General features: G+C 45.9%; 23 protein-coding genes and 1 pseudogene. 13 read left to right on the top strand and 11 right to left on the bottom strand.

Going from position 1 to position 25,935, the window contains the following annotated elements; translation table 11 throughout:
• Window positions 1-128 precede the first annotated feature (128 nt).
• Both BP97_RS0103180 and BP97_RS0103175 read left to right on the top strand, forming a co-directional pair.
• Window positions 129-968 carry a helix-turn-helix transcriptional regulator gene (locus BP97_RS0103180; RefSeq protein WP_028547810.1) on the top strand — a complete coding sequence of 280 codons (840 nt, stop codon included), beginning with the start codon at window positions 129-131 and terminating at the stop codon, window positions 966-968.
• A gap of 146 nt (window positions 969-1,114) precedes the next feature.
• Window positions 1,115-1,312 (top strand): YqzE family protein, encoded by a 198-nt coding sequence (locus tag BP97_RS0103175; RefSeq protein ID WP_028547809.1) that lies wholly within the window; start codon window positions 1,115-1,117, stop codon window positions 1,310-1,312.
• Between the two features lie 81 nt (window positions 1,313-1,393).
• Here the strand turns inward: BP97_RS0103175 and BP97_RS35090 are convergent, their stop codons facing one another.
• The 3 genes from BP97_RS35090 to BP97_RS0103160 all read right to left on the bottom strand — a co-directional run bounded on the left by BP97_RS35090 (window position 1,394) and on the right by BP97_RS0103160 (window position 5,297).
• Window positions 1,394-2,305, bottom strand: a complete 912-nt coding sequence (locus BP97_RS35090; RefSeq protein ID WP_051620330.1) for a hypothetical protein — start codon at window positions 2,303-2,305, stop codon at window positions 1,394-1,396.
• 149 nt (window positions 2,306-2,454) lie between these two features.
• A complete protein-coding gene (locus BP97_RS0103165; RefSeq protein WP_028547808.1) occupies window positions 2,455-3,492 on the bottom strand; it encodes a YqhG family protein in 1,038 nt (345 codons plus the stop codon).
• Complete coding sequence (locus BP97_RS0103160; RefSeq protein WP_028547807.1) at window positions 3,489-5,297, bottom strand: DEAD/DEAH box helicase; 1,809 nt, start codon at window positions 5,295-5,297, stop codon at window positions 3,489-3,491. Before BP97_RS0103160 ends, BP97_RS0103165 begins: the two co-directional genes overlap by 4 nt.
• 155 nt (window positions 5,298-5,452) lie before the next feature.
• Here BP97_RS0103160 and BP97_RS0103155 point away from each other — a divergent pair, with 155 nt between their 5' ends.
• Together BP97_RS0103155 and BP97_RS0103150 are read left to right on the top strand one after the other, a co-directional pair.
• Complete coding sequence (locus tag BP97_RS0103155) at window positions 5,453-6,541, top strand: hypothetical protein (RefSeq protein WP_028547806.1); 1,089 nt, start codon at window positions 5,453-5,455, stop codon at window positions 6,539-6,541.
• A gap of 16 nt (window positions 6,542-6,557) precedes the next feature.
• Complete coding sequence (locus BP97_RS0103150; protein ID WP_028547805.1) at window positions 6,558-7,400, top strand: lipoate--protein ligase family protein; 843 nt, start codon at window positions 6,558-6,560, stop codon at window positions 7,398-7,400.
• A 38-nt stretch (window positions 7,401-7,438) separates the two neighbouring features.
• Here BP97_RS0103150 and dat read toward each other — a convergent pair whose 3' ends face one another.
• Window positions 7,439-8,272, bottom strand: a complete 834-nt coding sequence (gene dat / locus BP97_RS0103145; RefSeq protein ID WP_028547804.1) for a D-amino-acid transaminase — start codon at window positions 8,270-8,272, stop codon at window positions 7,439-7,441.
• A gap of 518 nt (window positions 8,273-8,790) precedes the next feature.
• On the opposite strand from dat, the gene BP97_RS0103140 reads away from it, so the two are divergent.
• Window positions 8,791-11,334: an adenosylcobalamin-dependent ribonucleoside-diphosphate reductase gene (locus BP97_RS0103140; protein ID WP_156043147.1), complete on the top strand. Its 2,544-nt coding sequence runs from the start codon at window positions 8,791-8,793 to the stop codon at window positions 11,332-11,334.
• Between the two features lie 518 nt (window positions 11,335-11,852).
• Here the strand turns inward: BP97_RS0103140 and catA are convergent.
• Window positions 11,853-12,503: a type A chloramphenicol O-acetyltransferase gene (catA, locus tag BP97_RS0103135; RefSeq protein WP_028547802.1), complete on the bottom strand. Its 651-nt coding sequence runs from the start codon at window positions 12,501-12,503 to the stop codon at window positions 11,853-11,855.
• 296 nt (window positions 12,504-12,799) lie between these two features.
• On the opposite strand from catA, the gene BP97_RS35085 reads away from it, so the two are divergent.
• Window positions 12,800-13,411, top strand: a complete 612-nt coding sequence (locus tag BP97_RS35085) for a nucleoside-triphosphatase (RefSeq protein ID WP_051620329.1) — start codon at window positions 12,800-12,802, stop codon at window positions 13,409-13,411.
• Between the two features lie 228 nt (window positions 13,412-13,639).
• Here BP97_RS35085 and BP97_RS0103125 read toward each other — a convergent pair whose 3' ends face one another.
• Window positions 13,640-14,281, bottom strand: coding sequence for an NAD(P)H-dependent oxidoreductase (locus tag BP97_RS0103125; protein WP_028547801.1), 642 nt, complete (start codon window positions 14,279-14,281; stop codon window positions 13,640-13,642).
• 355 nt (window positions 14,282-14,636) lie between these two features.
• Between BP97_RS0103125 and BP97_RS0103120 the strand changes: the two genes are divergently transcribed.
• The 3 genes and pseudogenes from BP97_RS0103120 to BP97_RS0103115 all read left to right on the top strand — a co-directional run bounded on the left by BP97_RS0103120 (window position 14,637) and on the right by BP97_RS0103115 (window position 16,445).
• On the top strand, window positions 14,637-15,503 hold the full coding sequence (locus BP97_RS0103120; RefSeq protein ID WP_028547800.1) for a sigma-70 family RNA polymerase sigma factor: 867 nt from the start codon (window positions 14,637-14,639) through the stop codon (window positions 15,501-15,503).
• 34 nt (window positions 15,504-15,537) lie between these two features.
• Window positions 15,538-15,657, top strand: a pseudogene (locus tag BP97_RS41650) (phosphotransferase); the annotation flags it as partial.
• Window positions 15,658-15,878: 221 nt separating this feature from the next.
• Complete coding sequence (locus BP97_RS0103115) at window positions 15,879-16,445, top strand: SF0329 family protein (RefSeq protein ID WP_028547799.1); 567 nt, start codon at window positions 15,879-15,881, stop codon at window positions 16,443-16,445.
• 315 nt (window positions 16,446-16,760) lie between these two features.
• On the opposite strand, the gene BP97_RS0103105 is transcribed toward BP97_RS0103115, so the two are convergent.
• From BP97_RS0103105 to BP97_RS0103095, 3 genes are read right to left on the bottom strand one after another with little or no spacing between them, the layout of a single operon-like run.
• Entirely contained in the window at window positions 16,761-18,077 is a 1,317-nt protein-coding gene (locus BP97_RS0103105) for a glycoside hydrolase family 28 protein (RefSeq protein WP_028547798.1), read from the bottom strand.
• Window positions 18,078-18,120: 43 nt separating this feature from the next.
• Entirely contained in the window at window positions 18,121-19,428 is a 1,308-nt protein-coding gene (locus BP97_RS0103100; protein ID WP_028547797.1) for an ABC transporter substrate-binding protein, read from the bottom strand.
• Between the two features lie 10 nt (window positions 19,429-19,438).
• Window positions 19,439-20,569, bottom strand: coding sequence for a Gfo/Idh/MocA family protein (locus tag BP97_RS0103095; protein ID WP_028547796.1), 1,131 nt, complete (start codon window positions 20,567-20,569; stop codon window positions 19,439-19,441).
• Window positions 20,570-20,658: 89 nt separating this feature from the next.
• Between BP97_RS0103095 and BP97_RS35080 the strand changes: the two genes are divergently transcribed.
• Window positions 20,659-21,546 (top strand): AraC family transcriptional regulator, encoded by an 888-nt coding sequence (locus BP97_RS35080; protein ID WP_051620328.1) that lies wholly within the window; start codon window positions 20,659-20,661, stop codon window positions 21,544-21,546.
• Between the two features lie 34 nt (window positions 21,547-21,580).
• Here BP97_RS35080 and BP97_RS38620 read toward each other — a convergent pair whose 3' ends face one another.
• The gene (locus tag BP97_RS38620) at window positions 21,581-22,093 is read right to left on the bottom strand and encodes a hypothetical protein (RefSeq protein ID WP_051620327.1); all 513 of its coding nucleotides are present in this window, start codon (window positions 22,091-22,093) and stop codon (window positions 21,581-21,583) included.
• Between the two features lie 270 nt (window positions 22,094-22,363).
• Between BP97_RS38620 and BP97_RS0103080 the strand changes: the two genes are divergently transcribed.
• The 3 genes from BP97_RS0103080 (at window position 22,364) to BP97_RS0103070 (ending at window position 25,213) form a co-directional block, all read left to right on the top strand.
• Window positions 22,364-23,026, top strand: a complete 663-nt coding sequence (locus BP97_RS0103080) for a type 1 glutamine amidotransferase domain-containing protein (RefSeq protein ID WP_028547795.1) — start codon at window positions 22,364-22,366, stop codon at window positions 23,024-23,026.
• Window positions 23,027-23,116: 90 nt separating this feature from the next.
• On the top strand, window positions 23,117-24,325 hold the full coding sequence (locus BP97_RS0103075; RefSeq protein WP_028547794.1) for an MFS transporter: 1,209 nt from the start codon (window positions 23,117-23,119) through the stop codon (window positions 24,323-24,325).
• A gap of 15 nt (window positions 24,326-24,340) precedes the next feature.
• Window positions 24,341-25,213 (top strand): LysR family transcriptional regulator, encoded by an 873-nt coding sequence (locus BP97_RS0103070; protein WP_028547793.1) that lies wholly within the window; start codon window positions 24,341-24,343, stop codon window positions 25,211-25,213.
• A 488-nt stretch (window positions 25,214-25,701) separates the two neighbouring features.
• Here BP97_RS0103070 and BP97_RS0103065 read toward each other — a convergent pair.
• The coding region (locus tag BP97_RS0103065; RefSeq protein WP_028547792.1) for an IS3 family transposase at window positions 25,702-25,935 on the bottom strand (234 nt) is incomplete at its 5' end.

Raw genomic sequence — 25,935 nt, 5'->3', positions numbered from 1 at the left:
CCTCTCATTTATTCGTGATTTGAACCAAGCGGTTCGCGTGATACAATCTCAGTATGATATTTTTTGGAACGGGGAACCAGATTTCGTTTATCGTAGGATGGAGAGTGTCAGGATAAGGAGGCAATGAAATGAATGATGCCGAACGCCGGCAGGCTTTAGCTGATTTTTTGCGGACGCGCAGGGCTCGTCTTTCCCCATCCGATGTGCAGCTTCCAACAGGGAGCCGTCGTCGTACGCCTGGACTCAGGCGTGAGGAAATTGCCCAGTTGGCCAATATCGGCACATCCTGGTATGTGTCACTGGAGCAGGGGAGAGATGTGAATCCTTCTGAGCAAGTGCTGGAAAGTCTGTCACAGGCTCTCCGATTGACTTCTGCTGAACGTCGACATCTTTTTTTGTTGGCCCAGCCTCATGCGATGGTTCACCAGCAGAAAGGACCCGAAGAGCAGGTGAGCCCTTCTCTTGAACTGGCAGTGCAGGCTCTTAATCCCCATCCTGCCTATGTATTGGGCAGACGCTGGGATTTACTGACATGGAATCAGGCAGCGGAGCTTGTTTTTTCTTTTTCGAGGATTCATCCCCCACATTCTAAGAACTTCATATGGAGGAGCTTTACGAATCCGGCATTGCGCAAGCATCGTAATTGGTCGCTGCTGGCACAAAGCCTTACAGCCCAATTTCGTGCAGATAGCGCTCGTTATCCCGGCGATCCATGGTTCGGAGAATTAATAGAGGAACTTAAACTGCTGAGCGAGGAGTTCAATTTATGGTGGTCCCTCCACGATGTAAAGAGCGTACTTGATGGGCACAAACGGATGGAGCATGAAGAGCTGGGCATTCTTGAGTTTGAACATGTCACTCTCCAAGTTCCTGGTGAGGTTGATCAGAAGGTCATCTTATACACTTGTTTGCCGGAAACGGCGTCAATACTTGCGGGTCTTTGTTCGAAGCATGAGACGCTAGGATGAAGGGATTGTCTCACAGCATTATTGTGAAGTCGGCTGTGCAATAGGTTCAATGCTGATGGATTTCTTAAGACAGGTGAACATGAACGATTGGACATGGTGGAAGTTGGCAACAATGATAACATAGAATGTTGGGAGGTGGGGAGCTTATTGCGAAAGGAGATGAGCTCGTTAAATACGTTACCGAGCAATTTGTGAGATATATGGAAACACCAAGGGAAGTACGCAAACAGACTAGAGCAAGTCAAAGAGAGGTGCGGGAGCATTGGCAATATCGCTGGTTCGGTATGCTGCCGCTGGCCATCCGAATGTGGATGGGGGGACTGCATTGGCGCAAAAAAAAATGAAAAGCTTCTCTCCTTAGCCGCGAAATGATTCGTGCTTAAGAGATGGGAAGCTTTTCTATATAGGGAGAGGAGGAGAAAAACCTAAGGGAATAGTTTGCCTTGCTTGAAAGCAGCGGAATAGGGGATGGCCCTTATACCGTCCTGCTCTAATAGCAGGAAAGCTTCCTCATTCGACCATAGCTGGTATCCGGTAACGGCAAGCGGTACAGTGACGGAACCATGATATAGCTCTGCCACGTAAGTTAGCCTGCTCTGATCGTTGAGAGCGGTTGCAAGCTTCTCGAACGTTTCCAAGGAAACCGGAGTGCCCTTGACCCATGGTAGACGGTCATAGGGGTCGAATGTGCCAAGCTGAAGGCTGGAAGTAATAGAATGCTTGGGAAGCACGGATGACGAGTATTCTTCTTCCGCATGGACAGCTTCAAGCTGTGCAGCGGAGCTCAGAGGGAGCACTTCTCCGCTCTTTGCATCGATGTAATACTGCTCCGTACCGGAGGTGACTTTCCAGACCGCATAGAGAGGGCCGGAATACCACCGTTCAGCCGTGTAAGACGAATGAATGAGTTCAAGCTGCACCAGCGAGTGGTACAGAGTGTTTAAGCTGAAGAGGGGGGTGCTGCCTCTGCCATACTCGGCAAGGCGATACTTGTTCGGATCCTTGGGATCCTCGGCATAAATGACCATGTAGCCTACTTCGGCTCCGCCTGCTTTGAGCAAAACGATCCAACCGTGAGTGCCTGGACCCAGCGGATAGCTTGTCCAAGAGGCTTGCTTCCAGGCTTCAAACCCTTGTTCACTACTGATCCGCTTCATCCATTGGTTCACTGCATCCATGAAGGTCGGTGTAGTGACTGTAAGATCTGTCGAAGCGGGTGCAAGTGCTTGTGCCGGAATCGGCGGGTTGTCAGGAACGGCGGCCGAACTAAGTGGCCGTGCAACCAGCAGGCTTGTCCATAGAAAAAGGCAGGAAAGCCATACAATCGATCTTTTCATCCATTCACCTGCTTGTCTTGGGTATCGGGCACGGATGTTGTCGCTTGAAGGAATTGCTATGCCCTTATTGTATAAAATATGCCTTGAAAAGTTTGTTAGAACCTGTAGCGCAGCAAAAAAAAGTTAGCTTCTATTTTTAGCAGATTTCGTCAGTTCATAGCCGGATTTCCCGTGTGAAGATGAAACAGTCCGCAATTGATGACGGATATTTGGATGCGCGGGCGGAACTGCCAATCGATTTCTTGCCGGCGTTTCGAATATTGTGTATCGATTTCATGCTTTTTTTCTAATTCGGCATGAAGAATTAATGGCTCGTAATAGGAACGTATGCGTTGAAGCTCATCCTCAAGACGAAGCTTGGCTTCCGCCGCCCAAGAGTGATCATAGTTTCTAAGAATAGTCTCCAAATACTGCTCCAGGTAAATAACTGCCCGAGGCAACGTAAACTTGTCGGGTATCATATAGACCTGGGCGGGAATCCTTGGCGATAACCGTTTGTTAAGCAGCCGCTCCTGAAAATTCTCGCAAATTTCACCGGTAACCATATGAAACCCTAGGGAGTGAATTTCACTTCGCTTCATATCACAGGCAAACTCTACTTTAAAGTTAACCTGCAACCAGGTCTCATACGCAGTAGTGGACATAGGAGAAGATCTCGGCTGGTGCTCAGGCTTATAATGCTCGTATAGATGAACGAATCGGCCTTTATTGCGAACAGCCTGGAAAATTTGCTCCAGCCGTCTGCTGCCGAAGGTCACCTCGTCCTTGGGAACGCGGGCTGTCATTTGGGTCGGTACAAACCCGAAGTACCGCCCTAGTATACTGTCTTGCTGTGCAGGAGCTCCGGGAGCTGCTGGAGCCGTCGTCCCTGTGGGATTGGCCGTAGTCTGCGCTGCGGTTGAACCGGCTGCTTGCAGGTCACTAGATACGGGTGAAGTCGCAGTGGAATTTGCCGATGTCAAGGATGCCTTGTGCGCTTCGGGATCGAAGACAAAGGTACAGGTCATGGTTTCGGGAGTCGCCCCAGTGCGTTCCACTAAGGTCCAGTAGTAGGGCCGATAAGTGAGCTCTCTATCGGCCGAGGGAGAAAGCTTAACGGTGACATATGCCGGATGCTTCTCCAATATGTCGCATTTCTCAGCTTCGAGATATCTCATGACAAAGCTCTGTATTTGATCCGTCTTCATGGAGACACCTCTGTTTCCCCTGAGATTGGTATCGATTGGCCAACTGCATCCAGCATGGAAGTTAATCGAGCTTCTTCGTGCGTTCTGCTGTCTCTTTCTACTTCGGAACGAATGGAAGAGAAAGAGCGTCCAAGATCATCCATCCGACGTCGGATATCCTCCTCACCGGATGAAGAGAGGATCATTTGAGCCAAATGCTTCTCTAATGAATTGGATTGCTCAAAGCGCTCCAGTATCGTATCCAGTTCTCCGATGACCAGCTCGAACATGTTGATTTTTTCATGCAGCAGGGACAGAATGTATTCTTCTATCGTTCCGTTGGTGGATAAATTGTATATTTTCACGTCGTCCTGCTGCCCGAGACGGTGAACGCGACCGATGCGCTGCTCTACCCTCATCGGATTCCAAGGCAGATCGAAGTTGATCATGTTATGACAAAACTGAAGGTTAATCCCTTCGCCACCGGCTTCTGTTGCAACTAGCACCTGTGCGCGATTACGGAATAAATCCATCATCCAATCCTTTTTACCCCGGTTCATCCCACCGCGATAAGGGACGGCTGAAATTTTATGCTCCTTCAAATACTGAATCAAATATTCCTGAGAAGCTCGATATTCCGTGAAAATGATGACCTTATCATTGATCTCCTGTACAAGCTCCATTACCTTCTCGGCTTTTGTGTTGGCTTTGATGCTTCGAATAAGCTCAACCAGCTGCCATATCCGTGGGCGGACGGGGGAGTCCTCTGCGGTCTTCTTAAACATGTTGACCAGTGTGATAAATACGGCGTCGCGGCTGCTGCATACTTCACGCTGCAAGGTGACTAGCGATAAAATACTGCTAAGATCTCCGCCTGCCTCTTCATATCGGCCTTTCACGAAATTGGTCACTCCGTCATAAAGCGCTTGCTCCTCTGGTGAAAGGGTAAGAGGAATGTTGCGTACGATCCGCTTTGTGAAATTTACGTTGCCATCACTCCGACGATTGCGGATCATAACTTTGGACAGCTCCTGCTGCAGCTGCTCTTCGTTTTTCGGAATACGCTTGTCGACCACAAAATTAGCTTGAAAGCTGCCCTGGCCCCCGAGTTGGCCTGGTTTGAGCAGGGTGATGAGATTGTATAGTTCGCTCAAGTCATTCTGAACCGGCGTTGCAGTTAGGAGCAGGCAGTATTTTTTGCGAAGTTCGTTGATGAACTGATAGTTAGTTGTCTTTTTGTTCTTGAGCTTATGGGCTTCATCGACGATCAGCATGTCATACTCCATTCCGAGGACAATGTCCCGGTGAGGATCGCGCTTGGCGGTGTCCATGGAAGCGACGATAATATCGTACTGAGCCCACATGTATTCTTTTTTTTGGGCTACGGCGGAGATGCCGAATTTCTGATTCAGCTCCCGTACCCATTGCAGCACAAGGGAGGCGGGGACGAGGATCAGCACTTTTTTGACCAAACCCCGAATCATATATTCTTTTAAAATAAGTCCGGCTTCAATGGTTTTGCCTAGACCTACCTCGTCGGCCAATATTGCTCTTCCGCGCATTTCGGTCAAAACTCTTTTAGCCGTGTCAATTTGATGAGGCATTGGAGTCACATGTTGAATATGGACCAGTGATTGGAGCTGATCAAAGCTGGAAATCAAGCTGGCCTGCTCCGCTTCATAGGCAAGCTGATACAATGTCCAATCGTCCCATGGACCGTTACGCAGCGCTTTATCGTTTAATTGCTCGAACCATTCCCTGTCAAAATGCAGCTGCACATGTTCGTTAAAAGGCCGCACGTGTTCTTGTTTCTCTGTTGGTTGCATGGCATGCCACTCCTTTTTGCGCCCTCCTAAGGAAAGGAAAGCTGGCAAACGTAAGGTAAAACGTTAAATATTAGTATGGACGAAAAGAACTACTTTCATAACCCGCATGAATGCTATATGATGATTAAATACATGGTGTGAAAGGAAGATGGGTATTGAAGGTATGGCTTACGGCGCTTGTTGCGCTAATCCTGATGAGCCTGGGTATATTCCATTACGTGAGTAAGGATGCAAAACCGAAGCTGACGGCAATTGATGCCGAGGCTACTCTAGCTATCGATGAGCTTGGAGATTTGTTGGTCACCGATGACACTCAGGTGTTTACCGTGAACAGCAAAACACAGCACAGTAAGCTGATATTGCAAACGTCCCAGCCAATCAGCAGCGTGAATTACACCTCGGAGCATACGGTTGTTACGGTGTACAACCCAGAGGATACTAAAGCATTCAAGGGCTTTTATATAAGGGACAAGCAATCGGATAAGTTTGCACAGTATGCAACTCCTCAGCTGTCTCCTAAATTTAGTTACGTATACGGCGACCTGATGTTCGTCTCATCAGCAGAAAAAACGGCACAAAAAGGCGTCGACATGACGAAGGTAGGTATTTACCAGCTGAAGGATCATAAATGGGTAAAGGAATGGCTCGTACCCGGTGGCGTGGAGGATGTAAAAGGCGTAGGCAAGGATGTATTCTTCGTAACCTCCAACAATGCGGAGACAAGCTCTAATGTGTATAAAGCCGATTTGCAAAGCGGGGATTGGGGCAAATTGATTCAGGAAGCTAGACGATATCCTCTCGATCAAGTCAGCATTGACTCCAACGGTGATGTGTATATGATGATTTCACAGCGGAACAAGACGGAATGGTCCAATAAAATATTCAAGTTTGATCCCCAGCAGGTGCCATACGAATTAACAAGCAATTTTGTTTCCAATACAAGACCCTATTCCTATACAATGTCTGCGTTACAAGGTAAAATGCTCATTGATCGTTACGATGTGACGAACAACGCGTTGGACATTGAGAAGCCCTTGGCACTGCTTGATTTAAAAAGCCACAAGCAAATGCAGTTGGCTTGGGATCACCGTCCGGTGGACATCACGCCGCTCGGAGATCAATTTGCTGTTCTTTCCGAGGACGGTACCATTGCTTTAGTTGGGATCGATGCTTCGGACAAGCCGCTGCGTGAATTTAAAATTGAAGAAATAACAGCAGGCAAAGAAATATGCGGTAAAAGATGAAAGGCGGGAAGACAGCATGAAGCCAACTTGGCGGTTTATTTCATCGGGATTGCATGATCCCTCCTATAATATGGCGGTTGATGAAGCGATTCTTATAGCACATAGTGAAGGGAAGTCGGTCCCTACAGTCCGTTTTTATGGATGGAACCCTCCGACTTTATCGATAGGTTATTTTCAAAAATCCGAGGAAGTTGATTTTGAACAGCTCCGTGAAGAACAACTCGGCTTTGTTCGCAGACCTACGGGGGGGCGTGCCGTGCTGCATGACAAGGAATTGACTTACAGCATCATTGTCTCTGAGAGCTATCCCGGTATTCCAAGCGGAGTGACGGAAGCTTACCGAGTCCTTAGCGAAGGGCTATTGTTAGGATTTCAAAAGTTAGGGTTGGACGCGCAAATGGTACAGCTTGCCAGCGAAGAAGATAAAAGCAAATATGCATCAATGGGTTCTTCGGCCTGCTTTGATTCCCCATCATGGTATGAGCTTGTAGTGGAAGGACGTAAAATTGCGGGGAGTGCGCAAACCAGGCAGAAGCAGGTTGTACTGCAGCATGGGTCCATTCTCCTCGATATGGATACGGATCAATTGTTTCGAGTGTTGAAGTTCAAGAATGAACGGATACAAGAGAGACTCAAACAGCAATTTTCGCAAAAAGCAGTGGCGATCAATGATATTTGCCGTCAATTGGGCAGGTCGACTGTGGTATTGTCCGAAGTGGAACACGCATTCCGGGAGGGAATGGCGGAAGGCTTGAACGTGGAGTTCGAGGAAAGTGGACTGACCGAGTATGAGCAGACGCTTGTGGAACAGCTGATTGCGGATAAATACGCTAATGATACATGGAACCTTCGGAGATAATTCTCCGAAGGTTTTTTTGATGAAGAAGGAAGCTATGACTAGGGCTGAAGGAGATGCTCTTCAAATGCTGCTTGCAGCTTCTCAGTTACCATTCCTCGTGTGCCTTGCCCTACGGCCTCCTTGTTAATGGAGATGATTGGCGTGATCTCTGTAGTTGTTCCGGTGATGAAGACTTCATCCGCTCTTCGTAGATCGTCAAGAGTGAAGGCTTCTTCCCTTACAGGGATGTTAAGATTTCGTGCCAGACTCAACACCACAGCACGTGTAATACCATGCAGGATGAGATGGTTGGCGGGATGGGTGTGCAATTCACCGTTTATAACTATCATGATATTGGAAGCACTGCATTCGGTAACCGTTCCGTTACGGTGGAGAATGACCTCATGAGCTCCTTGGTCCAGTGCATGCTGTTTGGCCATAACGTTCGGCAGCAGGTTCAATGTCTTCAAATCACAGCGAAGCCAACGGATATCGTCCACAGTAATAGCGGTTATGCCTTGCTTCATATTCTGCAAAGGTCTTGCCATCTCGGTGCAGTATGCCATAAGAACCGGCTCTGCTTGGTTGGGAAAAGGATGTGAACGGAGTGCGGCGCCACGGGTTATCTGCATGTAAACCGTACCTTCCGTCAGCTCATTAAGTCTAATTAATTTCCGCAGCTGTTCATCCAAATGCTCGATGGAATAGGGGAGTGGAATCCGAACTTCGCGCGCACTTTTCTCCAGTCTATCATAGTGTCCTTCGGCTTCGAACAAGGTGCCGTTGTAGACGCGAAAGACCTCATACACACCGTCTCCGAAGTAGTAGCCACGATCGTCGGGTGAAATATGAACCTGATCCTTAGGAACAAATTCATTCTGATATAAATACATGTAAGTGGCCTCCTTTTGTTGGACAAAAACAAGAACATATGTTTGTTATTTTTGTTTTGATTATGATATAATATCTTTAGACAGCGGATGTCCGGCAGATGGTTCACTAGCTACTCAACTAGGTTAACAATGAAAAGGATGGATGTCAAAAAACCGATGGTTTGTCCGAGGATAGGGTTACGTTTTCGAGACTGATGCCAATAGGTCTCAAGTCTCTAATTACACTATTTCGCCTGCTTGAAAGTACTGTTTTTTGTCGAAAAAAGTGAAGCTGCTGTTAACGAAATAAAGCGATTTCTGGAGCAAATAAGAGCATTCGGCATACCGTCTTGTCCTAATTACCAAATTCCGCTACTCACCTATTAGAAACACTATATATTGTATTGTATAATGGAAATCGCATACCAGATGTTGTGATACTTGTTGTAGTTTAATTTCGGGAGGTTGTTGTATTGAACACGGTAAACGGCAATAAACTCGATGGATTAAGTGAAAAAATATTTCTTGACCGTTATGCGATGAAAAACGCAGACACGAGCCATACAAAAGTTGGGGATACCGTATTGGTATTAACGAAGGATGATCCCAAATTCCCTGCCAAGGAAGTCGGCGAGGTAGTATCGAGGGATGGAAAACAGGTACGCGTCAAGCTCCGCAGTGGAGACATTGTTGAATCTGCAGTAGAGAAGCTTACTTTAACATTGGAAAAAACACCTGAGCAGCTTTGGGACCGGTTAGCTGGAGCCATGGCATCAGTAGAAGCAACACCCGAGAAAAAGGAAGAATGGACTCAAAAATTCAGATATATATTGGATGATTGGAAGCTTGTTCCAGGTGGGCGGATTGCTGCAGGGGCTGATGCGAGCGATGAGCTGACACTGTTTAACTGTTATGTTATCCCGTCCCCGCATGATAGTCGTGGCGGTATAATGAGCACGCTCTCCGAGATGACGGAAATTATGGCGCGTGGTGGAGGCGTCGGCATTAATCTGTCTTCTTTGCGTCCGCGTAGAGCGGTTGTTAAAGGAGTGAACGGCTCTTCAAGCGGTGCTGTATCTTGGGGAGGATTGTTCAGCTATACGACCGGTTTGATCGAACAGGGAGGAAGTCGTCGCGGCGCATTAATGCTGATGATGAACGACTGGCATCCGGACGTTGTCGATTTTATTACAGTTAAGCAAAGCATGGGACAAATCACGAATGCCAACTTATCCGTTTGCGTAAGCAACGGGTTTATGAAGGCCGTCAAGGAAGACCTGGACTGGGAGCTTGTATATCCGGATACGACAGACTCGGAGTACGATGAGCTGTGGGACGGAGATCTGGACAAGTGGAAGAAGCTTGGCAAGCAAGTGAACGTGTACCGCACGGTGAAGGCGCGTGAGGTGTGGCATACAATCATTGAGTCGGCTTGGAAATCGGCGGAGCCCGGCGTCGTCTTTATGGAATATTACAACCAGATGTCCAACAGCTGGTACTTCAATCCAATCATTTGCACTAACCCTTGCGGGGAGCAAGGGTTGCCGGCTTGGGGCGTGTGTAATCTGTCTGCCGTTAATTTGTCTCGTTTTTACGATGAGGAAAAGCACGATGTGGCTTGGGATGAACTCGGTAAAGTCGTTCGCTATTCTACACGTTTTCTTGATAATGTTATTGACAAAACACCTTATCATTTCGAAGAAAACCGGGTTAATCAACAAGGTGAGCGCCGAGTAGGGTTAGGTACCATGGGTCTGGCGGAGCTGATGATCAAGCTGGAGATCCGTTATGGAAGCCCGGAATCGCTAGTATTCCTTGACCAGCTGTACGGATTTATGGCGAAAGAAGCTTATTTGGCATCTGCTGATATTGCAGCTGAAAAGGGCAGCTTCCAAAAATTCGAAGCGGAGCCGTTCTTGCAAAGCGGATTCATGAAGAACATGACTAGCGTATATCCTGAGGTTGGAGCAGCCATTCAGAAGAATGGCATGCGCAACGTCACTGTTATTACCCAAGCGCCGACAGGCAGCACCGGAACGATGGTAGGAACCTCGACAGGTATCGAGCCTTACTTCGCATTTGAGTACTACCGTCAAAGCCGACTAGGCTTCGATAAGCAGTATGTTCCGATTGCACAGGAATGGAAGGATGCACATCCTAATGAAGAGCTTCCGGAGCACTTTGTGACAGCAATGGACTTGTCGGCCGAGGATCATATTCGGGCTCAAGCGGCCATTCAGAAATGGGTAGACAGCTCCATCTCGAAGACGGCAAATTGTCCTTCCGATTTCACGGTTGACGAGACGAAACGTTTGTATGAACTTGCCTTCGACCTTGGCTGCAAAGGGGTTACGATCTATCGCGACGGCAGCCGCGATGTGCAGGTGCTTTCCACGGAGAAGAAAGAAGATAAATCCGCTTCTCCCGCTGCCGCCGAGACATTAAAAGCGGAAGCTCAGCCGGAAACGGCTAAGATCAGTGAAGAAATTACAGCCGTGAGCAGTGTGCTTCAATCGATGGCCGTTTCATCCGATGTGAAGCCGAGCCCAGTACTCGACAAAGAATACAAACGCCGTCCGCAAATATTACGTGGCGCTACTTATAAATTCAACACACCGTTCGGAATGGCTTATATTACGATCAATGATATGAATGGTACACCGAGTGAGATTTTCTTGAACGTAGGCAAAGCAGGCTCCGATGTGTTCGCAATGTCCGAAGCGTTAGGTCGAGTTATTTCCTTGTTCCTGCGTTATGGTGACCACGGAAATAAAGTACAGCTTCTGACGAAGCACCTCAAAGGAATTGGAGGCTCCGGTGCAATTGGATTTGGCGCTAACCGAGTCGAATCGATTGCGGATGCCGTTGCCAAAGCGTTGGAGATGCACGGTGATTTCTCCGACGAAGCGGATGCTTACGTCACGGCTACACAAGAAGTCGTCATGGAGACGACGGCTCAGTACGCAGTGAACCGCCAGTCGGCTACTTCGCTCGACTTGTGCCCATCTTGCGGCAGCGCCTCGCTGATCAACAGTGAAGGCTGCAAAAACTGCAGCAACTGCGGTTATAGCAGATGTAGTTAAGAGAAAAGAGAGGGGAGACCTCTCTTTCTTTTCGCGACACAATTTTGTGAGTTGTAATTAAAAATATCGCTGGTTTGAACATAAATGTCGTAGGCTCGTTCCTTGATGGAACGGGCTTTCTTTATATTCTGAGTAAATATAATTGAAATGATAGTGTTATGGCACAGTTATCGTTCAGCTTTAAAAAAAGAATTTAAAAATTGATTATAACTTGTCGTTTTAAGAACTAAAAATAATAAAGTTATTATAAAAACGGCTATCGTCTTTAAGGTATAGGGGATTCATGTCCCGAGTAGCCTAACCATGGTTAAACAAGTGGGGGGATGAACTGAATAGCTCTCGAGATCCAAATCCCACAGGCAGAAACGTTCGATCCCCGGCTAACCGCTATCTTACGACCGTACAAAATAGAGGTCGACCAGAAAGATCTGGTGACTTCATTATACGAACAGGCAGTTTAGTGACATTAGAAAACCGACTGTAAAAAGTACAGTCGGTTTTGTCTATTATTATAAAATTTATAAAATCCAACCAATAGGCCTATCTGCCAATTCCTGAACAGAGTTCATAAACAATCCTGCATGATAACCATCACAAACAGAGTGATGGACTTGTAAAGATAACGGTAAGTATATTGAATTACCTTTATTAATGAATTTTCCTGCTGTAATAATAGGCAGAAGATAATTACTGTTATTATTGATATTTAAGTTAAATCCAGTAAATGAAGTCCATGGGATAATAGAAATAGAAAAAGTATTTTCTGGTATAGGTGTTTTGGGAAACAATTTCCCCGAACCATTATAGTTTTCTACATCAGAAAGATAAAAACCATAAAACTCTTTGAAATCATTCTTTCCAGTAGTCCAAATACCAGAGAATGATTCAGATACACTATCAAAAATCGTATAAAGTGGGACTAGCTTATCCCAATAACCTAAATCTCCCTCACTATTGTAACCAGTTCTAAAAGCTGTATTTGAGTTTATCACACTTGTCATTAAGAAAATAAATGCAGGATAAAATTTATATTCTTTTTGTTTTATGATTCGATATAAAACACTAATATCAATTTCTGTGGTTATGCTAAAAGTCGTATGTTGGTTCAAATAATGATTAAATATCTCTTTTCTCTTCCAATTGTCAAAATCAATTTTATTAAAGTTCATTTGATATGCCTCCTAAATTTTTGTCTAAAGTGAATTTAGGAGGCTGACTTGTCTGCTTTCTTCATTAGATCCAATCCTTTTTAAAGAGTCAATATTATTGTATCATAAATAACTATTTCAAAAACAACCCACTTCATCCAATTTTCGTGTATTCAACGAATGGGTATGATAGCTCAATTTAGTACTCTGTAAAAATAGCTGGCTTAGTGTCGGTTACCTTTTCTCAACTAACTGGCAGGATAATTTAGCCATTTAACGAATGCTTTTTTTATTTAGATACAGGGAGAGTGATGAGGGTGGAAACATGTTTCTTGTTAACCGGGAAACCTCGAGTAGGAAAATCAAAAGCGATAAAGCGAATTATTCAACAAATTGGTCCTGAATATTTTGGTGGTTTTTACACTGAAGAAATACGCAATTCCACAAATCGTACTGGATTTAATTGCATCACACTTAAAGGCGAGACTGTATGCATTGCAAGTGTTGATAGTGAAAGTTCAGTTCGAGTAGGGAGATACGGGATTGATATAGATGCTTTTGAAAATATTGCTTTAAAGGCAGTGAACTTATCGTTAAATACAAAGAAGATTACAGTTATTGATGAGATCGGCTTCATGCAAATGTTATCCGCTCCATTTGAAACAATGATCCATGAAGTAATTTCAAGTTCTAAACATATTATTTTAGGGACAATTTGTGTGGACAGCCATCCGAGCATTGATAAAATAAAGGAACTATCTGGGATAATACCTTATCATCTGAGTGAAGAGAATCGTGAGGTGATAACAGAACGAATAAATTTTAGCTACTTTCTCTTTTGTGAGCACCATTATTCTTCCTGGTTTTATAGGATTCTTTTCAGAGATTATAGGCATAATCATAAGTTTGACCGTATTAAAACAAGATAGACTGGCACTTAATTGTAATATTGGAGTTCTTTTTTAGCAAATAATAACTATTTTACTTTTGTACCGTAACTTTTCAACTATAGATTAATCAGCAATGAAATTAAACTATCGGGTACGATAGTTTAATTGAGCAGACTGCCCGGGGCGGTCTGCTTATACAGAACCGATGCAGCCGGTACATGGGAATCATGTTCCGGCTGCGGCTATTTTTATAGAATTGTAGAGTCGTTAGAAGCTCTGGGCAACTTCGTGCGCACGTAGAACCGCATTTTCTTTAATCGCTGGTGCTTGGTCAGGAGTCGCGGCAATACCTTCAACAAAAATTCCTTCAAAGCTAAGTATCCCTAAGAACTTCATAATGGCACCCAGGTGGCGATGACCCATTTCAGAGTTTGCATAAGGTGAACCTGAAGACAAAACGCTTCCGCTAGCTTGAATGTGAACGGCTTTTTTATCACCTAATAAGCCTACCGGACCTATATCTGGAAGATATCGGAAAGTTTTGCCTGCAACGCAAACGGAGTCGATGTATGCTTTCATAACGGGCGGATATGAAAAATTCCATATCGGTGTTACAAATACATATTTATCTGCAGCAGCAAATTGATCCACCAGTTCACTGAGACGACTTACTTTCGCTTTCTCTGCATTGGTCAATTGTTCAAAAACAGTGCCTGCACCGAGCTTGCCCCAACCACTAAAAACATCGGCATCAAGCTGCGGAATATCCATTTTATACAGATCCAGATGAATAATTTCATCATACGGATTTGCGGAGCGGTAAACCTGTATAAATTCTTTACCTACTGCCAGGCTATAAGATTTTTCATGATCGTTCGGATTTGCTGTTATATATAATACTGTTGCCATAATTAACTTACCTACTTTCAATTTTTTTTGTTGAATAGCAAAAAAGTTTGGAAGGGAGAAAGCGCCGAATATTATTGCCCCAGCCGGCCTAGCCTGAAGATAGGCATGGAATAGCGTCCGGCTCAGGGGCGTCTGTTTTTTCTGAACGTTTGATTACATAGTGAAACACTCCTTCATTTTTTGATCGAAGCCCAATATTCCCCCTTCACTACATTGACGGATCGAATCTCGGGTATGTGACTGGTATGCAAGAGAAGCGGGGAAATAACGAATCTTTAGCATCTTGTCACATTGACTGGATTTCGTTCGTCATTACTTATAGAGACTAATTTTATTTTAAGAAGGAAGTTGAATGATGAGCGAACATGATTGGTTGGTGAGGAAATTCGAAGCGCATCGGAATCACCTGCAGGCGGTGGCTTATCGAATGCTTGGATCATTGAGTGAAGCGGAGGACGCTGTACAGGAGTCTTGGCTACGTCTTAGCCGTACGGATACGAGCGTTATCGAGAACCTGGGGGGATGGCTAACCACTGTTGTCTCGCGAGTGTGCCTCGATATGTTGCGGTCACGAAAATCAAGAAGAGAGGAATCGATCGAAACGTATTTATCCGAAACGGTTGCTAGTCTTGAGGATAGAAGTGACCCCGAACAAGAAGCCATATTGGCTGATTCTGTCGGTCTTGCGCTGCTAGTCGTGCTCAGCAAACTGAATCCTTCAGAACGCATCACGTTCATTTTACATGACATATTCGCTATGCCTTTCACCGAAATTGCCCCCATTGTAGGAAGGTCCGAGATCGCAGCCAGACAACTTGCTAGCCGGGCACGCCAACGTGTGCACGGGGCGGGGGCAATGCCAGAAGCCGATCTTGCTCGTCAACGCGAACTTGTCGACGCTTTCCTTGCAGCGGCATACGCCGGCGATTTCGATACGCTGGTGGCGGCGCTCGATCCTGACGTTGTGCTGCGAGACGATCGTCAGACAGGAGTCTCAAGGGTAACACGAGGCGCGAGAGCACTGGCCGAACAAGTTTCGGGACGTGCACAGGCTGCGCAATCAGCCATTGTGGACGGATCAGTAGGAGTCATTGCGGCTCCTCGTGGAAGATTGCTCTATGTGCTCAAATTTACAATAAGGAGCGGAAAGATCGCCGAGGTAGACTTGATTTCCGACCCTATACGCATACGCCAGATCGACTTGTCGGTGTTTGGCGACTGATCATTGCTTAAAGCATTAACCTAAAAGCCTTAATTTTGGTCTCATCCATGATGATTTTCATAAAGGCAATATTGGATTTAATACGAATGGGGAGATGGTCATTTTTGACCTGAATTCGATGAATTGTGGACCGCGATTTTGGGATATCGAATAGTTAGTAGTTAAAATGAAAGAAGTTGAATTTATTTACGACACCAGAATAGGACAAAGTGTTGAAGGGTAACCACGTTGATAGCAAGCATTATGTTGAGCTTTCCCCTCAGCGGTGGAGTTATTTTCATTGGAACATAGAGAATGGGGTGCTGGTTATAGTATTATGAGTAATGGGACAACTGCCTCATTAGGTAGTTATTAATATAGAACAAGGAGTAGTACATGACCTGGAGCAAATTGAAACAAAATCTGGAGAGTTTTCTCTGTCCTGCGTTAAATGGAAGGGTCGAATACCGTGCAACGAGCTACCGTTATTTACCCGATAAAGCAGGGCATTGTTATATTGCAGTAGATAAAAAGAACGTATTTAATATGAGTGATACAAGCTTAATCAGATGGTATCAGACGGAGCTGGAAATTAAGAATGATTCAGATATCCAAATTCCTATCAACGATGAAGAAATTGAAGTAGTCAGAAAAGATACCAAGGGGATCGTTCCGGAGGATCGTCTAGTAGTAATTGCAAGAAGTAGAAAAAAATCAGAATATGCAAAGGAGCTTTTGTCGGCACAGTCATCATTAAGCAAATCAGATTTTATCGTTATAGCTAATAAGTTTTTATCCATTTCTATAGAGGAAAGCATAGAGAGCAATGATATCTTATTGAATATTCTAGCTTTGGTGGACAGACGAGTTGGAAAAAAGCGAATTTTAAATATGACCGAGAAGATGAAGTTAAAGCATCCAATTGTGCAGTATTTTTATGAACTACGGCTTAGTACGTTTTGAAAATAAATTACTCATTCACCTTTACCAGGGGCTGCTTTTTATTTTACTCATTATACAGATATCATGCTTTATTGAATTAAAATACAATACGCTTTGCTTGAATTGAGGTGACTGTTATGACAATGGAACACCAAACGGATGCCATTAAAATGGATTATGTTGACCCAGCTAACTCGCTGAATATGCCCGAGATGGCCGATAAGCAAACCACCCACATTTGATTTGCGGGTGGTTTGCCGTCTTCGGTCAATTGTTGGAAAAAGAATACGGCCTTTCCATTGCCAAGGTCTGAATGAGAGGGCTGCGATATGAAGCCTATTCTTGCATAATACAGTCAATCAGCTTCACCGGTTCGAGTCCGGACGCGATTTTCGGATGCCGGATGTTTTCCAGGGTAAGGTGATCAACCGATTGCAAATAAAACTGCCCGCGGTCACACAAAATTTCGCCGCTTCGGTTAAACACCTTCCAATTGCTGACGAGAAGTCCGTCTACATGTACGGCGATCAATTGATACGGATTTACAGCATAATTGGCCCGGTTCGGGTCCATTTCGATCCGGCGTGCCCCGTCCGGCTTCTTGATATTGTCTGCCTTACACTTACCGGTAATGTTCCAAGTCATGTTGCGAAGTGATATATCGGATACCGGCACATCCTTGGTACCTTCGATATACAGCCTGCCTTTTCCGGTTACGATAATATTATCAAATGTGATACTGCGGATTTTTCCGATCGTGGGCTCTTTGTAGTAACGTGGTGTCACGTCTATGATGATCGGGAATTCATTATAGGCTTCGACGACCATGTTGCTGAAAATAATATTTTCATAGGCGCTTCCGTCCTTCATGTAGAGAGCTAGCGCTACATTGGTATGGTCGATAATGCAGTTGTTGAACGTTATATTGCGAATCGCTCCGATGGCCTCGGTACCTAGCTTTAAGGCTGCGTGTCTTGAGCTTAGGATACAATTCGTAATCGTCGTATTCTCGCATGTGTCACCCTCAGTGCTCTTGATTACGATGCAGTCATCCCCGGTCTTAATATGACAGTCGCTGATAATGACATTGCGGCAGCCGTCCGGGTCAATCCCGTCCGTATTGGTCCGATCCTGATGTGCCAAGATGGTTACTCCGTGGATGAGAACATCGCTGCAGCGCAGCAAATGAAGCGTCCAAAAGCAGGAATACTGCAGCGTAACGTCCAAAAATTTGACTTTTTCGCAATTGCGGTAAAAGACCAGCGCCGGCCGGAACCGAACGTGAACCGCATCCTTCGGGGCTAGCGGCGAGTTACCCCCTCCGTCAATGATGCCTTGACCCGTAATCGTCACGTTCGAAACATTGTCAGCCCAAAGCAGCGCCTGAATTTGCCCGGGCAGATTGCCGTAGGGCGTTTTGCAAATTTCAGGATAGAGCTCTTCATCATCCGCTCCGAGAATGACTGCCCCTTGCTCCAGATGCAGGTTTACATTGGACCTTAGGTGAAGCGTGCCGCATAAGTAAGTGCCTGCCGGAACATAGACCATTCCGCCGCCCGCTTCAGCGCACGCGTCCATCGCTTTTTGTATGTTTTCATGCGAGAGCTCGGTGCCGTTCCCTTTGGCTCCGAACTGTACAACATCGAATATCATCGTTTGTTGCTCCCTTCGACACACTGGTTCACCGCGTTTTATTTTATGGATGCGATTCGATCCACTTGTCGGCCTCTTCCTGAAGCTCTCTTAATATCGTATTGATATCCTTGCGGTCTACCGCCAGCTTTTGTTTAGCCCCTCTTATGATGATTCGTACCTGATTCTCATATTTGGAATGCGCTGGAAGCTGAGTCGGCGTCAGTTTGAATAAGGCCTCTAAGTTTTTGCCACTGAAGGATGCGTTGGATTGCAAGTAATTTTTCTTGAACGATTCATCCTTAAGCGGGCTGATTCTTCCTGCTTTGGCCATCGCCATCTGCACTTCGTCGGAAAGTACTTCCTTCATGACGGCGAACGCTTCGTCCTTATGTTTGCTCACTTTGGCTATCATCAGCATGTGGGTATCCACGTTCCTTCCTTTTCCTTCATAGCCATTCACATACGGAATGGAAACGAGCTCCCAGTTTTTCAGCTTGGCGATGGTCGGATCCGTTAGTTTGCCTACCAAATCCGTAGCCCACATCGGAGCCATCGCCAAATTATCTTTAAAGAAATCGTAGTCGAACTTACCGTTGTTCACGTATCCGGGCATATCCGTCACTTGCTTGAATAGATTCAGCACATGGCCCCAGCCTTCGATATTAATTGTTGCCTTATTCGTCTTCGGATCGACAATCGGGAGCGTCATTTGGCTTCCGACGGATTCCACCCTCCACGGGTCGATCCCGATATAACTTGTTCCGTTGTCAACGACCGTCATTTTTTTGGCGATCGCGATCGCGTCATCCCAGGACATCATATCTTTCGGGTAAGGGATGCCGAATTTATCAAAAATGTCTTTATTGTAAATCATCGCCGCCATATTCATCGTTAAGGGCAATCCGACCAAAATTTTGGAGTCATATCCTTTCATCATTTCCAAACCCGTATCCTGGAACCTGCTCAAATCAAATCCGTTCTTTTTGATCAGTGGATTCAAATCCTCAATAATGTCCAGGTCCTGATAGATTGGAATGCTGGGATTGCTGGTATAAATAAGATCGGGAAAATTGCCGCTGGTCAGCAGCTCTTCCGGGCTGTTTCCTTTCGCGCTGTCTCGAACCAATTCGAGAGTAATGTTCGGATATTTTTTGGAGACCGGCTCAACGAAATAATTTTTAAATTCTTCGTCGGAGATTGTCCCCCCCTTATGATACATCTTAATCGTTACCGGGTCTTTCGTGACGGATGCCGGTATGTCCTTCGATTTGGGAGACTCCTGCTGCGAAGAGTTCGTCTCTTTTCCCGAACAGCCGGAGAGGATCATTAACAAGCTTAGGAAGGGCACCAGCACTTTTCTTTTGTTCATAGAGATCCTCCTACGATTGGTTTTGGTTTTGGAGCATAGGGTCATTGATAGCGGTAAGGCTTCTTTCAGGCATGCCGCGCCTTCCGATCAAATCCTCCGTTGCCGTCCGCGCAATCCAGGTTGCGATCAGTCCGTCTGTACCGGTAGGGACATCTTTCGGCGAACCGCTTTCTAGAGCTTTGGCAAAAGCTTCGTACATGCCGGGGAAATTTTTTTCCTTGGCAAAAGGAAACGGGGTAGTGCCTGTAGAATTTCTCATTTCAAATATTTTTGCTTCTCGATTGTAATACACGATGCCTTCCGTACCGATTAGATGATAGGTAAAATGGGATACAGGCTCTTTGGCTGTAAAGCAATAGGAGTAGCTGATTTCCACCATGGTATGGGCTCCATTTGCATGCTTCATATGGAGATACATATGATCCGAGGCTTCATATTCATCGACCCAAGCGCCTTCCGAACGATAGCTTGTCACTTCGGAATCGAGCCACCATCTGGCCAGGTCGATCTGATGTACGCCGCAATCCACCATCGGCCCCCCCTCCAGCATTCGGTTGGACCGTCTCATATTCAGCTGGAGCGGCTCCTCCGAGTTGGTATACTTGCCGTGAAGGTTCCATATGTAGCTCAATCTCATGGAGCGGACTTCGCCGATAAGGCCGTCTTTTACAATTCTTTTGATCGTTTGGGCAGCCGGGCTGAAACGGTAGTCGAACGCGGTAAATAACAGCAGGCCGTTTTGTTTCATGACATTGATCATTTCGGCGGCTTCACGCTCATTCGTAGCCAGCGGCTTTTCGCACAAAACATGTTTGCCGTAACGGGCCGCACGCATAACATTATCGTAATGGCATGGGGCTGGAGAAGTTATAACAACTGCTTCAAAATCAGCCCGAAAAAAAGCCTCCGCATCCGTAAAAACCGGGATGTTGTATTTCAACTGCAACGATTCCGTTCGGGCGGGATCGGGTTCATAAATCGCTGTCAGTTCAAATTCGTTCGATGCCGTAATGACAGGAATATGTCCGTAGGAGGCTACGACCCCGCATCCCATTAAACCTATTTTAATCACAACTCTTCCCCCTTTAAGTAGGTCATGCCAATGAAAGCCTATAATGATAGCGCTTTCGTACTTCTTCATTGTAAGCCCCACCCCAGCCGAAGCTCCAGATACAGAACTGTCTTATAATCGTACAAAACTGTCTCTAAGGACATGGAGGGAGACTGACTGTGGAAGGAAGAGCTCGGAATGAACAAGTAAATTACCACCATCCGCTGCTGCGCTACAAAATATGGGACCTGGAGTTTCCGACTTTTCCGTCAGCTCCATGGAACACTTGGCATTATCATAAAGAGGTGGAAATTTTACTCTTATTGGAGGGCTCGATGCTGGTTGAAACAGTCGATCAAGTGTATGAGCTAAAAGGTCCGGATTTGCTGTTGCTCGGTTCGTCACGGTTGCATCGTACCAAACGAAATTCGCATGTCAAGCAAATAGTTCTACAATTCGACATGCTGGCGCAGATGGATTCGTACACGAAGGAATTTGCGCCTGTCTTATTGGAGCTATCGGAGCCGCTCGATCGTTTAAACAAGATTTTGTGCGGCAATACGGTGGTGAAGGAGACGATGTATCGTCTACTGCTCGGCATTTACGAGGAAGCCAGCGAAATGGGAATGGGGTATGAGCTGGCGGTCAGCGGAGCGTTCAAGCAGCTGCTTGCCCTGATCGTACGCCACACGGTCTCCTCCGCGCCTATGTCGCCGCCGGATTGGCAACGACTGAAGCCGGTGCTGGATTATGTGGAGGCCCATTACTCCGAGCCGATTCGCATTCAGGATGTGCTCCCTCTTGTCCATTTGGAGTACCATTACTTTATCAAATATTTCCAGAAGCATATCGGCATGACCTTCGTCGATTATTTGCACGTGAGGCGGATTAAAGCATCCGAGCGTTTGATGCTGACCAAGTCGCTTAGCATTGCGGACATTGGCGTTCAATCTGGTTTTCAGAACGTCACCCAATTCATACGCATTTTCAAACGGTACAACGGATGCACGCCGTCCGAGTTTCGCAAAAAGCGGCTGCAGGTACATGAGCCGGAGCTTGTCGATTAGCTAAACGGTAGGAAAAAAAAGAAAAACCCAGCTGTTAAAGTGGCTTTGTGTTAGGACCCCACTTGAGTTCGCCATGCAATCTTCTTCCTTCGTGGATACGAAAATCCTCATCGTTTACCTTTCTGCTTAAATTAGGTTTCCAAGTCTTCCAAAACGCCGAATAGTTGGTTAGGATAACTGCATAGCCTTCAGTACAATGCTTAAGGTCAATCATCTTTTCTACTCGTTCTATATCATTGCAAAAACCATACCTCGTATTATCGTCAGCACTCTGATCCCGAAGGTCATATTTTTCTTTATTATCTATCAACGCAAGCTTTGTAGTACCGTACTTCAACTCTATAGCGATAATCTGATCCTCTAATGCAACTCGAATGTCCAGGTGAATCCGTGAATGTTCTATTTCCAATGGAATTTCGAACCGGATAGCCGCAGTAGGGTATAATTGGTCTATTTTCATGGCCAAGGCGTGCTGAAAGTCCGCTTCTGAATGAAACAGCTTTCTTTCTGAAGTAAGTTCTCCCAATGTCCTTTGCATGTCGAACACAATGCCACTCTTCATTCTGCCACTGTGAGACTAGATCCTTCGTTTTCCGATACAATGCGTCAGCTGTAGCTGCTGAAACTTCAGTTAGTTGGTATCCAAAGCTCCTTGACAGCTAGTTTCGCATTGTCTCCTAACGCCACTTCTTTTATTCCGCATCCACGATATAAATTTATTTATATATATACACATAAAACATAATTTGTTTTATCGATACTACGGTCGTAGAATAACACCTGTAACCAAAGTTCAAAAGAATAGGAGGCAATATAAATGGGAAAACAAATCTTAATGGTTGTCACCAGTCATTCAGATATGCAGGAAGACAAGAAGACAGGAATCTGGCTATCGGAGTTCGCGGAGGCTTATTTGGCTTTCCAAGAAAACGGCTATGAAGTCACAGTAGCAAGCCCAAAGGGAGGAACTGCCCCGATCGACCCAAGCGGCGTGGATGACCAAACACCGCAAGAAATCTCGGACGCTGCCAAGCATCTGGAAAACACCAAAAAGCTGGATGATGTAACGGCGGAAGGATTTCAGGTGATTTTCCTTCCTGGCGGTCATGGCACAATGTTCGATCTGCCAGAAAACCAAAAGCTCCAGCAATTGCTTCGTGAATTTTACGAAGCTGGAAAAACCGTCGCCGCTGTTTGCCATGGTCCTGCCGGTCTCGTTGGCGCGACTTTGTCCAATGGACAGCCGCTAATCGCAGGCAAGCGCGTGAATGCTTTCACTGACAGAGAAGAAGCAGCGACAGGCTTGGGCTCTAACCTACCATTCCTCTTGGAGAGCAAAATCCGTGATCTGGGTGCCATTTTTGTAGCGGCGCCAAACTGGAACACACATGTAGAAGTCGACGGCAACCTGATTACCGGACAAAATCCTCAATCTACGCTCGCTGTCACAAAAGCAGTATTGAACAAATTAGGTAATTAAAATTACTCGATGCTGATAGATGAAGTCTATCAGCATCCTTCCATATTCAATTATTATTTTCTTTATACAAAAGGAGGGCTATTGAATACCATGATAACAGAAAATAGGGCCTTTCATTCTGAACAAGTACAGGCCGATCGCAAAGGATCAAATCTCGCCTTATACGCGCTTACACTTGGGGCATTTGCTATCGGGATGACCGAATTCATCATTATGGGGCTGCTCTCTGAAGTGGCAACCAGTCTGAATGTCTCTATTCCCATGGCCGGTTTCCTTATTACGGGCTATGCGTTGGGAGTTGCCATCGGTGCCCCCTTTATCACGATCGCTACCCACCGAATGCCGCGCAAAGCACTTTTATTATTCCTCATGATTTTATTTATCGCGGGAAATGCGCTTGCCGCTCTCGCACCGAATTATACGGTTTTGATGCTGGCTCGCATCTTGGCTGCACTTACCCACGGATCGTTCTTCGGAGTTGGCTCGGTCATTGCTGCTGAGCTGGTTCCCCAGGAAAAACGCGCAGGTGCCATCGCTATCATGTTTACCGGACTGACACTGGCTAATATATTGGGTGTACCGTTGGGAACGTTTCTGGGACAAGCATACGGCTGGCGCTCTACTTTCTGGGCAATCACGATCATTGGGATCGTTGCACTGGTCGGGATTGTCTTACTCGTTCCGAAGGTCGCCAGTGCAACCTCCAATCTGCGAAAAGAGCTCGGAGTGCTCAAACGTCCGGCGGTTCATGTCGCATTGCTGATGACCGTATTCGGGTTTGGTGGCGTATTTACAGCTTTTACTTACATTTCGCCAATCCTGACAGATGTCACGGGCTTCTCACCTAGCTCTGTTTCATACATCCTCGTCCTGTTCGGCGTCGGGATTACCATCGGGAATATTTATGGAGGCAAATTGGCCGACCGCCGCCTGTTCCCCTCTCTGATTGGGACACTTGTCGCGCTGGCGATTATACTGGCCATATTTAGTTTCACGGATCAAAATAAGATCCTTACCTTGATCACTGTTTTCATATTGGGAGTCGCAGCATTCGGCACCGTCCCTGGTCTGCAGCTCCACATGCTGAACACTGCGAAGGAAGCCCCTACACTGGCTTCGACATTGAACATTGCGGCTTTTAATCTGGGTAATGCACTTGGAGCGTATATCGGGGGTATCGTCATTGATTCAGGCTTTGCTGAAGGGCTCCCTGCCGTACCTTGGGTTGCCTCGCTCGTGACAGTCATAGGAATTTTGTTTACGATATGGGGTGGAAAGCAACAGAAACGTTACAGTTAAGAGAGGATCGCGCACATGGTGGACTTTGAATGGTATCGAAGCTTTATAAGCATTTACAAGCATAGCTCCGTGTCGGAAGCCGCAAGAACAAGGATGATGACCCAGCCAGCCATGAGTCAGCATCTGGCTTCCCTGGAAGCAGAGGTGGGTGAACCTTTGTTTACACGAGCTCCCCGGAAAATGATTCCGACGGAGAGAGGCAAAGCACTATACACACAGGTGGTTCCGCTTATCGAAGCGTTGGAGGAAACCTCGCAAACCCTCAAGACGAACACGTTCACTTCTTTACCCATACTTCGAATTGGGTCTGCGCATGAGTTTTTTCGGGAACATATCGCTCCGCATATCGGCAGCTACCAGATGCGTGTCATTGCCTATCTCGGAGTCGCTTCCAAGCTGCTTGAATGGCTGCTTGAGGAAAAGGTAGACATCATCATCATGTCGAAAAAGCTTACTGCCCCTGGAATTGAATATATCCCGTACATGCAAGAGGAGTTTGCGTTAGTGGCACCTCCTGATTACGCGGAACCAGTCTTTGACGACAAGGAGTCTTATGAAGCGTGGTTATGCTCCCAGCCATGGATCAGTTATGACTTGGATTTACCCATCATCCGCCGCTTTTGGCGGGAGCATTTCCATAAGCGTCCACAAACGCATCCAACACACGCCGTGCCCGATTTGCACAGCGTGCTAAAGGCCATCGAGCACGGCGCAGGAATCAGCTTGCTTCCTACATTCATGTTGGATGACCATTTATTTAGGAACAAGGTAAAGATAATGTACCCGGCTTGTACCGTTTATAACAACCTGTACTTGGCGTACCAGATGAAAAACCAGAATTCCCCCCATATGAAGACATTGATAGAAACGCTGAAAAAGACAGTTTGATTTTGCACTTCTTCCAAGCCGGAAAAAAGGCTATTCCCTTATCAAACTAGGCCTTCAAAGTCTGATATCAGCTTGAAAAATATTTTTGGAACACACTAATAGTTTGGACTAGTTTAATAATGGTTGATTCTCCTTAAGCCGGTGGATTCTTCGCTTCCGCCCCAACTAATTTGTAGCTTCCCTAGTTCGTCGATATGGGGATCAACTTCCTCTGTTCCCTCTGGCGAGGCTTTTTAATGACGTGGTAGGATTCACTTTATGTTAGGTCTGGCATTTCACCCTGTCTCCGACAGGTACTTTTTTCGATACGCTTTTATGTACGGATTTCACCATAGGTAAGTAGTCCTAACTCGGAGAACTCAGTCCTTCCTGCGACCGAATTTTCAATGACTAGAAGATACGTGATTTTCTAAGCACGCCAAATAGAAAAAAAGCCCTTGATGGTACTGCACTGGTCATACCCCTGTCAAGTAGACAGATGAAAAAAGCTAAGCTGCCAACGCGCATCGATATTCAATCGGTGCGCGTTGTTTTAATTTGGCTTGAAAACGGTGGTAGTTGTAATCGTAAATATATTCTTCCACCGCTTGCTGAATTTCCGCTCCTGAATTACACTGTTTGAGGTACAACTTCTCTGTTTTGAGATGCGAAAAGAAGGATTCGATGCATGCGTTATCCAGGCAGGTTGCTTTGCGAGAGTGGCTGCCTTTAACGCCGAATGC

This window comes from Paenibacillus sp. UNC451MF, from assembly GCF_000686845.1.
GTDB lineage: Bacteria > Bacillota > Bacilli > Paenibacillales > NBRC-103111 > Paenibacillus_S.
The sequence above is the reverse complement of the archived record's forward strand: the minus strand, read 5'-3'. Positions and strand labels throughout refer to the sequence as shown.

Excerpts from the sequence above, each read along its gene's own strand:
- BP97_RS0103095 (WP_028547796.1), bottom strand. The coding sequence starts at position 20,569 with ATGAAGAAGTACGAAAGCGCTATCATTATAGGCTTTCATTGGCATGAC.
- BP97_RS0103075 (WP_028547794.1), top strand. The coding sequence starts at position 23,117 with ATGATAACAGAAAATAGGGCCTTTCATTCTGAACAAGTACAGGCCGAT.
- catA (WP_028547802.1), bottom strand. The coding sequence starts at position 12,503 with ATGAACTTTAATAAAATTGATTTTGACAATTGGAAGAGAAAAGAGATA.
- BP97_RS0103100 (WP_028547797.1), bottom strand. The coding sequence starts at position 19,428 with ATGAACAAAAGAAAAGTGCTGGTGCCCTTCCTAAGCTTGTTAATGATC.
- dat (WP_028547804.1), bottom strand. The coding sequence starts at position 8,272 with ATGTATTTATATCAGAATGAATTTGTTCCTAAGGATCAGGTTCATATT.
- BP97_RS35090 (WP_051620330.1), bottom strand. The coding sequence starts at position 2,305 with ATGAAAAGATCGATTGTATGGCTTTCCTGCCTTTTTCTATGGACAAGC.
- BP97_RS0103140 (WP_156043147.1), top strand. The coding sequence starts at position 8,791 with ATGAAAAACGCAGACACGAGCCATACAAAAGTTGGGGATACCGTATTG.
- BP97_RS0103165 (WP_028547808.1), bottom strand. The coding sequence starts at position 3,492 with ATGAAGACGGATCAAATACAGAGCTTTGTCATGAGATATCTCGAAGCT.
- BP97_RS0103160 (WP_028547807.1), bottom strand. The coding sequence starts at position 5,297 with ATGCAACCAACAGAGAAACAAGAACACGTGCGGCCTTTTAACGAACAT.
- BP97_RS0103180 (WP_028547810.1), top strand. The coding sequence starts at position 129 with ATGAATGATGCCGAACGCCGGCAGGCTTTAGCTGATTTTTTGCGGACG.
- BP97_RS0103080 (WP_028547795.1), top strand. The coding sequence starts at position 22,364 with ATGGGAAAACAAATCTTAATGGTTGTCACCAGTCATTCAGATATGCAG.
- BP97_RS0103150 (WP_028547805.1), top strand. The coding sequence starts at position 6,558 with ATGAAGCCAACTTGGCGGTTTATTTCATCGGGATTGCATGATCCCTCC.
- BP97_RS0103120 (WP_028547800.1), top strand. The coding sequence starts at position 14,637 with ATGAGCGAACATGATTGGTTGGTGAGGAAATTCGAAGCGCATCGGAAT.
- BP97_RS0103115 (WP_028547799.1), top strand. The coding sequence starts at position 15,879 with ATGACCTGGAGCAAATTGAAACAAAATCTGGAGAGTTTTCTCTGTCCT.
- BP97_RS0103070 (WP_028547793.1), top strand. The coding sequence starts at position 24,341 with ATGGTGGACTTTGAATGGTATCGAAGCTTTATAAGCATTTACAAGCAT.
- BP97_RS0103105 (WP_028547798.1), bottom strand. The coding sequence starts at position 18,077 with ATGATATTCGATGTTGTACAGTTCGGAGCCAAAGGGAACGGCACCGAG.
- BP97_RS0103125 (WP_028547801.1), bottom strand. The coding sequence starts at position 14,281 with ATGGCAACAGTATTATATATAACAGCAAATCCGAACGATCATGAAAAA.